The sequence below is a fragment of the Pseudomonas sp. zfem003 genome (assembly GCF_032621675.1).
In the GTDB taxonomy this organism is placed as follows: Bacteria; Pseudomonadota; Gammaproteobacteria; order Pseudomonadales; family Pseudomonadaceae; genus Metapseudomonas; species Metapseudomonas otitidis.
Map to the genome: position 1 here is coordinate 33,580 of NZ_JAVYJG010000013.1, position 14,695 is coordinate 48,274.

The window sequence follows — 14,695 nt, forward strand, 5'->3', positions numbered from 1 at the left end:
GTTTGCAGCGTCGCATCGCCTGAAATGGAAGTCTGCGTGGTGCATTTGTGAAACGTGATATCCGTCTTACCGCTCTGCTCCTGGCCATCATCGTGGTCTCGCTCATCGCCCTGGTCGGCTGGAAGGTCTGGGCCTCGCGCGAGCGCGCCCTGCATGAAGCCTACGTGCACACCCTCAACCTGACCCAGGCACTGGACACCTACGCCGAAGGCATCGTCCGGCAGAGTTCGACGCTGCTGCTGGGCTTCATGGAGCGCCTGGAGGCCGACGGCACCGGGCCGGAGCAGATGGAGCGCCTGCATGCCCTGGCGGACCAGCAGCAACTGCTGATGAGCCAGCTCAACGGCATCGTCATCTACGACGCGGCGGGCAACTGGCTGATGTCCTCCAATGGCGAGGTTCCGGCCAATGCCAACAGCGGTGACCGGGCCTTCTTCCTCTTCCACCGCGACAACCCGACCCGCGAGGTGCACATCGGCCCGCCGATCCGCAGCCGCGCCACCGGGGCCTGGGTGATCACCGTCAGCCGGCGCTTCGAGGACGCCCCCGGCCATTTCGCCGGCGTGGTGGCGGTCACGCTGGGGGTGGAGAACTTCCTCCGGCTGTTCGGCAAGATCGACGTGGGCACCGAGGGGGCCATCGCGCTCACCTTCACCAACGGGCAGATGCTGGTGCGCTACCCGTTCCGTGAGCAGGACATGACCCACGATTTCTCCGGGTCGCCCATCTACACCCAGTACCTGGTGGGGCACTCGGTGGGCACGGCGGCACTCACGTCGAGCCTGGACGGGGTGGACCGCCTGTATGCCTTCCGCAAGAACGAACACCTGCCCCTGGTCACCACCGTGGCCGTCGGCAAGGGCGAGACCCTGCAGGCCTGGCGCACCGAAACGCAGTTCACCGTGGGTGTGGCCACGGCGATGCTGGGGGGCATCGGCATCGTCGGGCACCTGCTGATCCGCGACATCCGCCGGCGCATCCGCACCGAGCGGCTGCTCATGGCGACCCGCGAGGACCTGCTGCTGAGCAATGCCCGGCTGGAGGCCCTGGCCTCCCGCGACCCGCTCACCGGGCTGGCCAACCGGCGCGGCTTCGACATGACCCTCACCACCGAGGCGCGGCGTGCCTACCGGGAGCGGACGCCGCTGTCGTTGCTGTTGCTGGACATCGATCACTTCAAGCGCTTCAACGACGCCTACGGGCACATCGCCGGGGACGAGTGCCTGAAGGCGGTGGGCGAGGCCCTGCAGGGGTGCGTGCGGCGCCCGAGCGACCAGGCCGCCCGCTACGGCGGGGAGGAAATGGCGGTGATCCTGCCCGGCACCGACCTGGCCGGCGCACAGGCCGTGGGCGAGGCCATCCTGCAGCGCCTGGCGGAGCTGGCGATTCCCCACAGTGCCAGCCCGCTGGGCCGGGTCAGCGCCAGCATCGGCGTGGCGACCCTGCAGGGCCCGGCGTTGCTGGGGGGCGAGCTGGCGCTGGTGGAGGCGGCCGACCAGGCGCTGTACCGGGCCAAGGACGCTGGCCGAAACCGCGTAGAGCTGGCCGGGCCGGCCTAGCATCGGGCCGTGTGTCAGAACCGCGCCTGCACGCCGAGCCGCCAGGTGCGCCCCGGGGCCGGCATGAAGCTCTGCGCCAGCGGGTCCAGGTAGTAGCGGTCGGTGAGGTTCTGCACCGACAGGTTCAGTTCGGCGTGCTCCAGCACCTTGTAGGTGAGGAACAGGTCGTACAGCGTCACGGCGCGGTAGTCGATCTGCGGCGTGGTGGCGCCGGTCTGCCAGGGCTTGTCCAGCTGCGCGGTGGGGCCGGAGGTGTGGGTCATGCGACCGCCCAGGGTCAGTGTCTCGTCGAAGAAGCGCAGGCCGGCCAGCAGGTTGGTGGAGAACCTGGGCGGGTTCTGGGTGTTGGTGTACGAGCCCATGTAGCTGCCCGGGGTGCAGTCCGGCGTGTCCTGGGTGCGCTGGTAGGGGCTGGCGACGGCGCGCAGCTTGGCGGCGAAGGCCGCGTCGCAGGTTTCGGTCTTCAGGTAGTAGGTGGCCGAGAGGTCGGCGAACACGCGCCCGGCGTCGTAGTGCGACTGCAGTTCCAGGCCACGGGTGCTGTAGCGGTCGGTGTTGCTGAAGGTCATCTGCCCCCAGAGGCCCGGGCTCGGGTCGTAGTAGCGGGTGATGTAGTGGCGGATCTCGTTGTCGAAGAACGCCAGCTTGGCGGACGCGGTGTCGCCTGATGCCAGCAGGTCGCTGCGCAGGGCGCTCAGGCCCAGCTCCCAGCTGCGCGAGCGCTCGGGCTTGAGGTGCTTGCCCGGAGTGACCTGCTGGGTGCCCTGGCTGGTCTCGAACAGCGAGGGCTGACGCATGCCTTCGGTGTAGGTGAGGTAGGCGAAGGTGTCCGGCAGGAACTCGACGTTGATGCCGAAGGCCGGGGCGAAGCCGCCGCCGTGGCTGTCGCGCTGCGGGGTGTAGGCGTAGCCGGTGACGACGTTGCTGACTTCCTCGGGGGAGACCGTCACCTGGGTGGCGCCGAAGCTGTCGAAGGGCACGCCGTTGAACGGCTCGTTGCTGTTGCCGAAGACGATGCCGTTGTTCAGGCGCGGGTCGGTGGCGGCGGTGTACTGCCCGTTCTGGTCGGGGAACCACATCATGCTGCCCCAGCCTGTGGGGCTTTCCACCGTGATCCAGCGCATCGCGCGGTCCGCCCGGCGGGCCTCGGCGAGCACGGTGTTGTCGCGGGTGCGGTAGTGGCTGTAGCGGCCGCCGCCCCACAGGGTGACTTCCTCGATGGGCTGGTACTCCAGCTTGCCGTTGAAGCTGAACTCCTGGCGCGAGGCGTCCCGCAGCATGCGGTTGGCGTTGATGTCGTGCTGGGTGACGACCACGCTTTTCTGCGGCTTCAGGTCCTCCACCTGGAAGGCGCCACCCAGCTCCAGGGTGAAGTCGCCGTGGTCGGTGCTGAAGCGCGACACGTTGCTCAGGTCGCCGCCGATGCGCCGGTCGTCCTGCCGGGTCCATGCGCGGTCGGTGCGGTACAGCTGGGAGGCGGGCGCCATCCAGGCGGCGCTGAGGGAGCTGGTCTGCGAGTCGGTCAGCCACAGGCCGGCGTTGAGGTCCAGCAGTGGGTTGTCGGCGGGCAGGTAGTGGTAGCGCGCGGTGTAGGTGTCGATCGCCACGTCACTGGTGGGGTACTGGTAGATGCCGGCGGTGCCGAAACGGAAGATGTCCGAGGGCATGATCTCGCCCATGTGCCCGTCGAAGCGGCGGTAGCCAAGGTCCAGGGTCTGTTCGTCGTCCAGCCGCCAGGTGGTCTTGAGCAGGTAGGACTCGGTCTCTGCCGAGGAGTTGAGCACCTCTTCACCGGCGTTGTAGGTGCTGGCCACGCTGGGCTGCTCGTCGCCCTCGCGGTCGAACAGGCGGTAGCGGTCCTGGCCGTGCTTGCCGGCGAAGTAGTTGCCCTGGTTGCGGTGGGCGTAGGCGGCTACCAGGTCCACCCGCTCGTGGTGGAAGGCGAAGGCTGCGCTGCCGGATTCGGCCGCCGAGTTGAACAGGTTGCCGCGCTGTGTGCGGGGGACGGCGCTGAGGTCCTCGGTCCGCGAGTGGGCGTCGCGGCTGGCGGGTTCGACGCCGTTGTTCCAGAGGTTGCCGGTCACGCGCAGGCCCACGTCCTGGCCGTCGACGAGGATGTCGTCGACGCCGAGGGTGGTCATCTCCACCGCGCCGCCGATGGCCCCGGAACGCAGGCTGGGGCCCTTGTTCACGGTCACGCTGCTGAGCAGGTCCGGGTCGATGTAGCTGCGCTGCTGGGTGCCGCCGTAGCCGCGGTAGACATCCAGCGCCTGCTCCGAGCCGTCCACCCGCACCGCGATCCGGCTCTGCCCCTGGATGCCGCGGATGTTGACGTCCAGCGCGCCGCCGTTGCGGCTGTCGCCCACCTGCACGCCGGCCACGCCCTTGAGCATGTCGCCCACCGAGACGGTGCCGAAGCGGTCCAGGTCCTCCCGCGTCAGGTGCACGGAGGAACGTGGCGCGCGATAGGCCTCCTGCGGGTCGTCGAGCAGGGCGGTGGCGCCGACCATCGTCGGGCCCAATTCGAGCCCGGCCTCGGGCGGTGTGCTCCGGGGCAGCAGGACATAGGTGCCGGCGGCCCCGGGCAGCAGGTCCAGCTCCGTGCCGGCCAGCAGGCGCCGCGCGGCGTCCGCCACGTTGTAGCGCCCCTTGAGTGCGGGGGCGGTGCGGCCCCGCGTCAGGTCGGCATCGTAGGACAGCAGCAGCCCGGACTGGCTGGCGAACAGGCCCAGCGCGGCACCCAGCGGCCCGCGCGGGATGTCGTAGTCGTGGGCGCTGTCCGGCCGGTCGTGGGGCGCGGTCGTCTCAGTGGCTTGCACGGCCGGGGCGGCGACACCGGCCAGCAGGCAGCCAATCAACGCGCAGCCGACGGCCAGGCTGATCGGGGAGAGGCGGATGGGCATGGGCGAAGCGGCGGGGTGCCGGTGGACTGCAGGCATGGTTCTCTCGCTCGTAGGGTGTGTGGCCCGCCACTCGCTGCGGGCTGTCACTCCCTCTGTCGCACGAGATTGGAAAAGGTATATGCGGATCGTTCTTGTTTTCATCCGTGCTTGTGGCGGCTCGGATTTTAGTGATAATTGTTTTCATTTGCGACCTGCCGTGCCGATCCCCCGCGATGACTTCCCCCGAATCCCCGATCCTGCGCGCCGAGCGCTGCCCCGTGACCACGCTGTACACCGAGCACCACGGCTGGCTGCGCAGCTGGCTGAGCTACCGGTTGCGCTCCTGGGGCCGGGGTGTCGCCGATGACCTGGCCCAGGACGTGTTCCTGCGGGTACTGGTGAGCCGCGATGCCAGCCAGAGTGGTGCCATCCAGCAGCCCCGCGCCTACCTGACCCGCATCGCCCAGTGCGTGCTGGTCAGCTGGCGGCGACGCCATTCCCTGGAGCAGGCCTGGCTGGAGGCGCTGTCGCAGCTGCCGGAGCCGGAGCATCCTTCGCCGGAGCAGCAGAGCGTCATCCTCGAGACGCTGCATGAGGTGGACGCGCTGCTCGACACTTTGCGGCCGCCCGTGCGCCAGGCGTTCCTCATGGCGACCCTGGACGGCATGAAGCAGAAGGCCATCGCCGAGGCCCTGAACATCGCCCTGCCCACCGTGAAGAAGTACATCCACCAGGGCTACCTGGTTTGCCTGAGCCGGATGCCCGATGCCTGACCTGCGCGCCCCTGGCGACCCCATCGCTGCCACCGTGCTGGAACAGGCCGCGTCCTGGCTGCTGCTGATGCAGGAGCGGCCGCTGACACCTGCCGAACAGGCCGAGCTGGTGCGCTGGCAGCACGCCGGTCCCGAGCACGCGCGCGCCTGGCAGCGTGCCCAGCGGCTGCTGGATTGCCTGGGCACGTTGCCGCCGGGGTTGGCCCGGCAGGCCCTGTCCCGCCCGCTTGGCAGCAGCCGCCGCACGGTGCTGCGCAGCCTGCTGCTGGCCACCTGCTCGGCGCCGCTGGGGTGGTGGCTGTGGCAGCGCAGCCGGGCGGGCGTCGACTACCTCACGGCCCGGGGTAAGCGCCGCGAGCTGTGGCTGGAGGACGGCACCCAGGTGGCGCTGAACAGCGACACGGCCCTGCAGGTGCGCTTCAGCGCCGACCAGCGCCTGCTGCACCTGCAGCGCGGCGAGCTGTACGTGACCACGGCGGTGGATCGGCAGGTGCCGCCCCGGCCGCTGCGGGTACGCACCGGGCAGGGGCTGATGCAGGCGTTGGGCACGCGCTTCAGCGTTCGCACCTTCCCGGACGCGACCCTGCTCGCCGTCTACCAGGGGGCGGTGAGGGTGACCCTCGACCACCCGGGTGCCGTGCCGCACGAGGCGGTCCTGCAGGCCGGGCAGCAGGTGCGTTTCAGCCGTGAGCGGTTCGGTGCTGTCGAGGCCGCGCGCGAGTCCGCCCTGGCCTGGCGCAAGGGGCTGCTGGTGGCGGAGGACATGCCGCTGGCGCAATGGGCGCAGGAACTGATGCGCTACAGCGACCGGCCCCTGGCCTGGTCACCCGCCGTGGCGAGCCTGCGGGTGTCCGGCACCTTCCCCGTCGACGACCTGCCCCTGGCGCTGGCCATGCTGGCGCAGAGCCATGGGGTACGGGTCGAAGCCGTCGGCGAGGGGATGCGCATCCAGCGCTGAGCGGCTGGATCAGCCGAAGCGCGTGAGGAGGATGTCCCGCTGAGCGCAGGCCTCCATGAAGGCGTCGCTGGCGAGGAAGGCGTATTCCCGTTCCCGGGCGTCTGCAATCGGGTCATCAGCGGCGCGCGGGCCGTGGCCGGGGTGGCACATCAGCAGGCCACGGTCGGGGCAGGCGTCCAGCCAGGCCTGCATGAGCCCCGGGAAGTCGGCCTCCGCTGTCAGGGCATAGAGGCCGGCGAACCAGGGCGGCGTGCGCAGCCCCTGGGCCTTGGCCCGCTGCTGGAAACCCCGGCAGGCGCTGGCCAGCACCCGCGCCTTGAGCCCGCTGTCGCCGGGGTGGGCGAGCCGGTCCGGCGCGCGCAGGTAGGGCGGTGCGATGGTTTCCCAGCGCTGTTCGATGGCCGCCAGCAGCGCCTCGCGGATCACCGGGAAGGCGTGCACGTGCTGGTGCCCGTCGATGAAGTCCGGCAGGCGGCCGAAGTGCTCGGCGAAGCGGTCGATCTGCGCCAGCGCCAGGTCTTGCAGCCGTGCACGGGACAAGGCGCGGAGCTGGCTCAGCAGCAGCCAGTAGGGCAGTGGACGGGTTCCGTGCTCGAACGGATGGGTCAGGTTGAAGTGCAGGCCGATGTCCGCCTGGCCGTCGAAGGCCTTGAGTGCACGGGCGTGCTCGGGCCACAGCGGCGACTGGCTCATCACGCTGGTGGCCGACAGGCGCCCGGCGCCCAGCAGCGCGAGGATGCCGCCGCTGGTGGCATCGGTCTGGGCGAAGTCGTCGGCGCACAGGGTCAGCCGGCGGGGTGGGCGGGCGTGGCTGTTCATCCGGCACTCCCCGGCAGGCGGAAGGCCCAGAGCTTGCCGAGCACGAAGGTCATCCCGGCCACCAGGACAAGTACCAGCAGCAGGGCCGGGCGGTAGCCGAGGGCCGTGTGCTGCAGCAGCAGGGCGTAGAGCCCTTCGTTCACCGCGAAGCTCAGGCAGGCGACGGCGAAGAAGCGTGGCAGGGCCTGGCGATGGGGCACGCCGGTGGCGCGGAAGGTCTGCACCCGGTGCCCCCAGTAGCTGACCTGGAAGGCCAGCAGGAAGCCCAGCACGTTGGCCAGCAGCGGCGCCAGCCCCAGGGGCACCAGCACCCAGGCCACGCTGGCGAAGTGCACCAGCAGGGCACTGATGCCGACCACGCCGAACCAGAACAGCTCGCGGCTCAAGGGCGGGGCTCCCGGTCGCGGCTGCTGATGCGGCTGATCAGGTAGTTGGGGCGCTGCTTGACCTCGTCGAAGATGCGCCCGACGTATTCGCCGAGGATGCCGATGGACAGCAGCTGGACCCCGCCGAGGAAGCACACCGCCACGGCCAGGGTCGGCCAGCCCTGGATCGGGTTGCCGAACAGCAGGGTGCGGACCAGCTCAATCAGGGCGTAGCCGATGGCGAGCAGCGAGACCGCGCAGCCCACCAGGGTCCAGATGCGCAGGGGCAGGTTGGAGAAGGCGGTGAGCCCGGTGATGCCCAGGTCCAGCAGGCGCCGGTAGTTGAAGCTGCTGTGGCCGGCGCGGCGCTCGTCCACGCGGGTGATCATCGGCCGCTGGGTGAACCCCACCCAGTGGTACAGGCCCTTCATGAAGCGGTTGCGCTCGGGCATCTGGCGCAGGGCCTCCAGTACGCAGCGGTCGAGCACGCGGAAGTCCTGGGTGTCCGGCGGCATCTTGTGCCGGCAGCCGCTGTTGGTCAGGCGGTAGAAGGCGTGGGTGCACAGGCGCTTGATCCAGGGCTCGCCACGGCGGTGTTCGCGCACGCTGTAGACCATGTCGTAGCCCTGGCGCCATTGCTCGAGAAAGTCCGGGACGCGCTCCGGCGGGTGCTGGAAGTCGCAGTCGATCAGCACCGCCACGTCGCCCCGGGCCTGGTCGATGCCGGCACTCAGGGCGATCTCCTTGCCGAAGTTGCGCGACAGCTGGATCAGCGTCACGGGCAGCGCATCCAGCTGGCCGAGTACCTGCTGCACGGTGTCGTCGCGGCTGCCGTCGTCCACCACCACCAGTTCGTGGCGGTAGCCGGCGGCGTCGAGCAGGGTGTGCAGGGTCTGCAGCATCGGCACGATGTTGGCCGCCTCGTTGTAGGCCGGCAGGATGCAGCTGACCAGCGGATCGGCCGGCCGCTCCTGGGCACGCAGCGACAGCAGGTAGGGGGGCACCTGGTAATCAGTCATGGCGATGGCCCTCGATGTCCGGGATGGGGGCGGCTTCGCCCAGCAGCAGGAAGGTGTTGCCGACGTTGCGCACCTGCGCCACGGGTTCGAAGCGGGCGCGGATGTCCGCCGGCAGCTGGCGCAGGTCCTTGTCCTCGCAGACGATGAAGCTGCCGGGGCGGCCGCTCAGCCAGGCGCGCAACTGCTCCGGGTCCGCGGTGGTGCGGGCGCGACCGTGGGAATAGAACTCGGCGGAGAAGGCGCGGCTGTCGCTCCAGTACACCAGCGCGCTGGCCGGCGACGGATGCTGGGTACGCCAGGCGGCGATCACGTCCTTCTGGGTGCGCAGGTAGCGGTCCCCCTGGAAATGGTTGACGGCCAGCACGCCGGCCAGCAGCAGGGCGCCGATGGCGGCGATCAGGGGCAGGGCGCTGCCACTGTCGGGGTTGCGCCGGGCCCGCAGCCAGAGCTCGGCGAACAGCAGGGCACAGCCCGGCAGCATGGGCATGGAGTAGGGAAAGATGATGTTGCCGGAGAGGGTGAAGAACAGCGGCGTCATCAGCGTCCAGAGCGCCAGGTAGAGCACCCAGCCGTCCTCGTCGCGCACCAGGCGGGGCAACTGGCGACCGTGGCGCGCCAGCCAGGCCAGCATGACCAGCGACCAGGGCAGCAGGGCGGCGAAGGTGTAGGGCCAGATCATGCCGCGCGGGGTGGCATGGGCGAAGCCGTACTTGTCGCCCTTCCAGCCGGCATCGAGGAAGCGGCTGAGATGCTCGCCGACGATGAAGTAGTTCAGGAAGCCCGGGGTGCGGTGTTCCGCCAGCAGGTACCAGGGCAGTGCGATGGCCAGCATCAGGGGGATACCGGTGAGCCACGGCAGGCGCTGCCAGAGGGCACGCCAGCGGTTGCCCAGTAGCACCCAGAAGAACACCGGCATGCCCACCAGCACGCCGGCGAGCGGGCCCTTGGCCAGCAGGCCGAGCCCCAGCCCGACGAACAGTAGGTAGCCCCAGGTCCGGCTGCCGAGGACCACGGCACGCCAGACGGCCACCAGGCTGAAGGTGACGCAGAACAGCAGGGCGGAGTCGGTCATCACCGTGCCGGCGGTGCCGAGGAACAGCAGCCCGCTGCCGAGGATCAGCGCGCAGGCGAGGGCGGCGTCACGGCCGCTGCGCTGGCGGATCAGGCTGCACGCCAACAGCAGGGTGGCCACGGCCAGCAGCAGCGAGGGCAGTCGTGCCGCCAGCTCCGTGGCGCCGAGCAGGTCCATGCTGCCGGCGGAGAGCCAGGTGGACAGCGGCGGTTTGGCCCAGAAGGGCACGCCGTAGTCGTGCCACAGGGTGACCCAGTCGCCGGTCTCCCACATCTTGCGGGCGATCTCGCCATAGCGGGCTTCGGTCTTGTCGGTGAGGGGGAGTGCCCAGGCGGCGATGAGACGCAGGAGCAACAGGAGAAGAAGGACGGGGATCGCGAGTCGCTGCCAGCGCATGGTCGGTGAGGTCTGCATGAGGGTCGATACGCTCCCTGTGGTGCTGTTGGAGCCGTCCAGGCTCGGTGCAAAGCGTAAGTGAGGCTGGCTGTACGGCGGCTGTACGAATGATCGGAGTCCCCCGGTGACACGCGTCGGCCGGGGGCACCGCAGGCTGGATCAGTCGGTGTAGGAGAGGGCGATCTGGGCCACGGCGTCGACCACGCGCTGGGCTTCGGAGCGGATTTCATTGATCACCGTGCCGGCCTGGTTGGCCAGCTCCACGCCACGCTGTGCGCGGCTCTGGGTGGTGGCCATGCCGGTCACTGCATCGTGCGCCAGGCTCTGGTTCTGCTGCACCACGGCCTTGATCTCCACCGTGGCCTGGCTGGTGCGGAAGGCCAGTTGGCGAACCTCGTCGGCCACCACCGCGAAGCCGCGCCCCTGGTCGCCGGCGCGAGCGGCCTCGATGGCGGCGTTGAGCGCCAGCAGGTTGGTCTGGTCGGCGATGGAGCGGATCACCTGGACGATGTTGGTGATCTGCTCCGACTGCTGGTTGAGGCCTTCGATCTGCCCGGCCACGGCGGCCAGGTCGTCGGCGATCTCGGTGACCACCTGGACCGTCTCGGCGACGGTGCGGGTGCCCCGGTCGGCGGTGATGTCGGTTTCCCGGGCGATGTCCTGGGCCAGCTGCGCGGCGGCGGCCTCGGTGTCGCGCCGCAGCATCTGCGGGGTGATGTCGGTGGCGAACTTGACCACGCCGTAGGGGCGGCCGGTGGAGTCGTACAGCGGGCTGTAGGTGGCGCGTAGCCAGATGGTGCTGCCGGAGCGGGTGAGCCGGCGGAAGCGGTCGGAGATGTACTCGCCGTGGCGCAGGCGGTCCCAGAAGTGCTGGTAGTCGCTGCCGCTGGCTTCGTCCGGGCAGCAGAACAGGCTGTGGTGCTTGCCCTGCACCTCGTCGAGGCTGTAGCCCATCAGGCCGAGGAAGTTGGCGTTGGCGCCCACCACCCTGCCTTCGAGGTCGAATTCGATGGCCGCCATGGCGTGGTTGATGGCGTTCACGTAGCTCTCGTGGACGTGCTCGGCTTCCAGTTGGCGGGTGATGTCGGTGGCGACCTTGAGGATGCGGATGGTCTGGCCGGCTTCATCCAGCACCGGCATGTAGGTGGCCTCCAGCCACACCTGGCGACCGCTGCGGGTCAGGCGCATGAAGCGGTCGCTGAAGTGCTCGCCGGCCCGCAGGCGGCGCCAGAACTCCTCGTAGGCCGGGCTGCGCACCAGTTCCGGGGTGCAGAACAGGCTGTGGTTGCGCCCCAGTACGTTGTCCAGCTGGTAGTCCACGACGCCGAGGAACGCGGCGTTGGCATCGAGGATGGTGCCGTCCGGGCTGAACTCGATCATCGCCATGGCGTTGCGGATGGCCCGCAGCTCGAGCTCTCCCAGCGATACGGGCGGCGCGGCCGGCTTCTTCCTGGCAAACCACATGGTCGGCTTCCTCTATCAGATTCGAAAGCCGCCCACGGTAGCGGAAGGCCATCGGTGCTTCCGGAGGGGCTGGCCGATGGAGGAGGGGGAATGCCTCGACGGTGCGCGTAGGACTGTTTCAGTCCCTGAAGAACACCTGCACCAGGTGATAGCCGAACTGGCTCTTCACCGGGCCGTGGATGGTGCGCACCGGCTTTTTGAAGATCACCTGGTCGATCACCCGCACCATCTGTCCGGGGCGCACTTCGCCCAGGTCGCCGCCGCGCTTGCCGGACGGGCAGATGGAGTGCTTCTTCGCCAGCACGGCGAAGTCCTCGCCCTTGGCCAGGCGCTGCTTGATCTGTTCGGCTTCCGCCTCGGTCTTGACCAGGATGTGGCGGGCAAGGGCCTTGGCCATGGGATTTCCTCTTGGTTTGTGGAGCCGTTCATTGTGCCAGCCACGGGCCGGGCCATACAGTTCGTCGCCTTCACGGCACGCGCCGTGCCCACTGGCGAAATTCGCCTACCGTTACCTTGTCCTGCCCCACGGATACACGCCCCATGGATCTCCCTTCGATGCTGAAGGTCCTTGCCTCCCAGGATGGCTCGGACCTCTACCTGTCCACCGGCGCGCCGCCCTGCGCCAAGTTCAATGGCGTGCTCAAACCGCTGAGCGCCGACCCGCTCAAGCCGGGGGATGTGGCGCGTATCGCCGAGTCGATCATGGACCCGGAGCAGCGCGTCGAATTCGACCGTGAGCTGGAGATGAACCTGGCGATCTCGGTGCCCAACGTGGGGCGCTTCCGCATCAACATCTTCAAGCAGCGCAACGAGGTCTCCATCGTCGCGCGCAACATCAAGCTGGACATCCCCCGCTTCGAGGACCTCAAGCTGCCCGAGGTGCTGCTCAAGGTGGTGATGGAGAAGCGCGGCCTGGTGCTCTTCGTCGGCGGCACCGGCTCCGGCAAGTCCACCTCCCTGGCGGCACTGATCGACTACCGCAACCGCAACAGCGGCGGGCACATCATCACCATCGAGGACCCGGTGGAGTATGTGCACCGGCACAAGAAATCCATCATCAACCAGCGCGAGGTGGGCGTGGACACCCGCAGCTTCCACGCGGCGTTGAAGAACACCTTGCGCCAGGCGCCGGACGTGATCCTCATCGGCGAGATCCGCGACCGAGAGACCATGGAGCACGCCCTGGCCTTCGCCGACACCGGTCACCTGGCCATTTCCACCCTGCATGCGAACAACGCCAACCAGGCGCTGGACCGCATCATCAACTTCTTCCCCGAGGAGCGCCGACCGCAGCTGCTCAACGACCTGGGCAACAACCTTAAGGCCTTCGTCTCCCAGCGCCTGGTGCGCACTTCCGATGGCAAGCGTCGCGCGGCGGTGGAGGTGCTGCTGGGCACTTCCACCATCAGCGACCTGATCAAGCGCGGTGACTTCAGCTCCATCAAGGAGATCATGGAGAAGTCCAAGGCCCTGGGCATGCAGACCTTCGACCAGGCGCTGTTCGACCTGGTGGTAGAAGGCGCCATCAGCGAGGACGAGGCGATCAAGAACGCCGACTCCGCCAACAACCTGCGCCTCAAGCTGAAGCTCTACCGCGACGGCCCGGCTCCCGCACCGACGCCCGCTCCCGCCGCCGCACCCACCCCGCCACCAGCCGCGACCCGTACCCAGGACGCAGCCAGTTGGGGGCTGGAGCTGAAGCTGGAGGAACTGCCCGAGGAAACGCCGCCGGAAGATCCGGGCAAGCATTTCTGATCGGGTTGGTGTCAGTCGCCCATCGCTCGGAGTTGTTGCAGCAACTGGTTTGCGGGGCGACGCGGGCTCAGCCGTCGATTGGGCTGAGTGGCCAGCGGTTGCCGGCGGTAGGGGTGAGGTTCGCGCCGCTTCTGCCGCCTGTGCATGCGCTGAGGACGTACTACATCAGGCTGGTCGATCAGATGATGGCCGAACTGACGGAAGTAGCGATCGATGAGGCTGCGTTTGCTCGGTGCCAGATCGTTTTCCATCAGGGCGATACGGCAGGCTTGCCGGTCGACTTCAACGCCCAGCTCCAGTAGCAGGATCACCGTTTCGGCGTGGCCCATTTCCACGGCTTCGACCAGGGCTGGAGCGGGAATCGGCGAGCCCAGCCCTCGAAGCAATTCGATTTCCTGGACGCGGTTTTCAACCGCCATCCAGTGCAGGACGTTTTCACCCAGCCCGTTGCCCGCCGTTACCAGGTTTCGTTCTGCTGCCAGCAGTTGATTCAACCGATGAGGCTGGAAGCGGACCGCATCGAACAACCGGCCGAACGCGTATTCGTGTTCTGGGCGTATGCAGCCGCAAGGGGGCAGGGGCGGCTCGTTGTGAAGGTCGGGGGCGCTGTTGAGTGCAAGATCGAGCAGGTGATCAAGCTCGATGCGCTTGATCAGGGAGATGACACATTGAGTGTTCATGCTGCGGGCCGGCCATCGCCGACGGACAGGGAAGAGGCAGATCATCAGCCCCGGCGGCAGAGTCGCCACCGAAGGGCGTGCGCATCATAGGGGTCTCCACCTGAACTGTCGATGGGATGGGGCTTTGCCTCGTTCACTGCACCCCAGGCAGGTAGTGCTTCTGGATGCGCTGCACCCGGCCTTCGTCGCGCAGGGCCTGCATGGCGTGGGCGACGGCGTCGGTCAGCTGCGGGTCGCACTGGCGCGAGCAGGCGATGTAGAGGTCGGTGGTGGCCAGGGGCGGGCTCATGTGCAGCTTGCGGTCGGTGACCTGGGGCCAGATGTAGAGCCCTTCGGTCACGCCGGTGAACCAGGCGTCGATGCGCCCCATCAGCAACAGCTGGGCGGGCTTGTCGCCCAGCACCAGGTGGCGGATCTGTTCGTCTGCGAAGCCTTCGCGGTGGAGGATGTCGCTCTGGGCGGTGCCCAGCCCCACACCGATCTGCCGGTAGCGCTGGCGCGCTTCCTCGAAGCTCTTCACCGGCTCGTCGAGGCTGAAGAACACCCGGTCCAGCGCCATGACCGGGGCCACCCAGGTGTAATGGGCTTCGCGCTCGGGGGTACGGGAGAGGGGAATGATCAGCAGGTCGCGGCCGTCCATGACGGTTTTCTGCGCCCGGGCCCAGGGCTCGACGCGGATGCGCACCCGGTAGCCGGCGCGCTTGAGCGCGAGGAGCGTGGCGTCGCCGACGATGCCGTGGCCCTTGGCGTCCTGGACCAGGGTCAGCGGTGGTGCATCGGGCAGGTACAGCTCCACCTGGCGTGGCTGTGCCTGGAGGCCGAATGCGAGGCAGAGCAGGGCGATGATCCAGGGCGCTTTGGCGGGCACAGGGCGGTCCGGTCCGAGGTGGTGCAGCGAGTATAGAAAAGCTCCGGGAGGGTGGAGGGTGACGGCGGTCATCTCTTCCCAGCGA

13 protein-coding genes and 1 pseudogene are annotated in these 14,695 nt (G+C 68.6%); 4 read left to right on the top strand and 10 right to left on the bottom strand.

Features of this window, described 5'->3' with window-relative positions; translation table 11 throughout:
• Positions 1–47 precede the first annotated feature (47 nt).
• Positions 48–1,559, top strand: coding sequence for a sensor domain-containing diguanylate cyclase (locus tag RTK35_RS27390; protein WP_316909448.1), 1,512 nt, complete (start codon positions 48–50; stop codon positions 1,557–1,559).
• A gap of 14 nt (positions 1,560–1,573) precedes the next feature.
• On the opposite strand, the gene RTK35_RS27395 is transcribed toward RTK35_RS27390, so the two are convergent.
• Positions 1,574–4,498 (bottom strand): TonB-dependent receptor, encoded by a 2,925-nt coding sequence (locus RTK35_RS27395; protein ID WP_316909449.1) that lies wholly within the window; start codon positions 4,496–4,498, stop codon positions 1,574–1,576.
• 176 nt (positions 4,499–4,674) lie between these two features.
• Between RTK35_RS27395 and RTK35_RS27400 the strand changes: the two genes are divergently transcribed.
• Together RTK35_RS27400 and RTK35_RS27405 are read left to right on the top strand one after the other, a co-directional pair.
• Positions 4,675–5,214 carry a sigma-70 family RNA polymerase sigma factor gene (locus RTK35_RS27400; RefSeq protein WP_316909450.1) on the top strand — a complete coding sequence of 180 codons (540 nt, stop codon included), beginning with the start codon at positions 4,675–4,677 and terminating at the stop codon, positions 5,212–5,214.
• Entirely contained in the window at positions 5,207–6,172 is a 966-nt protein-coding gene (locus RTK35_RS27405) for a FecR family protein (RefSeq protein ID WP_316909451.1), read from the top strand. The genes RTK35_RS27400 and RTK35_RS27405 overlap by 8 nt, the downstream gene beginning before the upstream one ends.
• Before the next feature lie 9 nt (positions 6,173–6,181).
• Here the strand turns inward: RTK35_RS27405 and RTK35_RS27410 are convergent, their stop codons facing one another.
• The 7 genes and pseudogenes from RTK35_RS27410 to RTK35_RS27435 form a co-directional block, all read right to left on the bottom strand.
• Entirely contained in the window at positions 6,182–6,991 is an 810-nt protein-coding gene (locus tag RTK35_RS27410; protein WP_316909452.1) for a ChbG/HpnK family deacetylase, read from the bottom strand.
• Complete coding sequence (locus RTK35_RS27415) at positions 6,988–7,377, bottom strand: GtrA family protein (RefSeq protein WP_044409036.1); 390 nt, start codon at positions 7,375–7,377, stop codon at positions 6,988–6,990. Before RTK35_RS27415 ends, RTK35_RS27410 begins: the two co-directional genes overlap by 4 nt.
• Positions 7,374–8,375, bottom strand: coding sequence for a glycosyltransferase family 2 protein (locus RTK35_RS27420; RefSeq protein WP_316909453.1), 1,002 nt, complete (start codon positions 8,373–8,375; stop codon positions 7,374–7,376). Before RTK35_RS27420 ends, RTK35_RS27415 begins: the two co-directional genes overlap by 4 nt.
• On the bottom strand, positions 8,368–9,861 hold the full coding sequence (locus RTK35_RS27425) for a glycosyltransferase family 39 protein (protein ID WP_316909454.1): 1,494 nt from the start codon (positions 9,859–9,861) through the stop codon (positions 8,368–8,370). Before RTK35_RS27425 ends, RTK35_RS27420 begins: the two co-directional genes overlap by 8 nt.
• A gap of 141 nt (positions 9,862–10,002) precedes the next feature.
• The gene (locus tag RTK35_RS30715; RefSeq protein ID WP_232060843.1) at positions 10,003–10,548 is read right to left on the bottom strand and encodes a methyl-accepting chemotaxis protein; all 546 of its coding nucleotides are present in this window, start codon (positions 10,546–10,548) and stop codon (positions 10,003–10,005) included.
• A gap of 15 nt (positions 10,549–10,563) precedes the next feature.
• Positions 10,564–11,307 (bottom strand): annotated as a pseudogene (locus RTK35_RS30720) (PAS domain-containing protein); the annotation flags it as partial.
• A gap of 118 nt (positions 11,308–11,425) precedes the next feature.
• The gene (locus RTK35_RS27435) at positions 11,426–11,704 is read right to left on the bottom strand and encodes a peptidylprolyl isomerase (protein ID WP_044409048.1); all 279 of its coding nucleotides are present in this window, start codon (positions 11,702–11,704) and stop codon (positions 11,426–11,428) included.
• Positions 11,705–11,847: 143 nt separating this feature from the next.
• On the opposite strand from RTK35_RS27435, the gene RTK35_RS27440 reads away from it, so the two are divergent.
• Positions 11,848–13,062 (top strand): PilT/PilU family type 4a pilus ATPase, encoded by a 1,215-nt coding sequence (locus RTK35_RS27440; protein ID WP_177329735.1) that lies wholly within the window; start codon positions 11,848–11,850, stop codon positions 13,060–13,062.
• 11 nt (positions 13,063–13,073) lie between these two features.
• Here the strand turns inward: RTK35_RS27440 and RTK35_RS27445 are convergent, their stop codons facing one another.
• Entirely contained in the window at positions 13,074–13,742 is a 669-nt protein-coding gene (locus RTK35_RS27445) for a hypothetical protein (protein WP_316909455.1), read from the bottom strand.
• 133 nt (positions 13,743–13,875) lie between these two features.
• Positions 13,876–14,610, bottom strand: coding sequence for a substrate-binding periplasmic protein (locus RTK35_RS27450; RefSeq protein ID WP_253543699.1), 735 nt, complete (start codon positions 14,608–14,610; stop codon positions 13,876–13,878).
• Between the last annotated feature and the right edge of the window lie 85 nt (positions 14,611–14,695).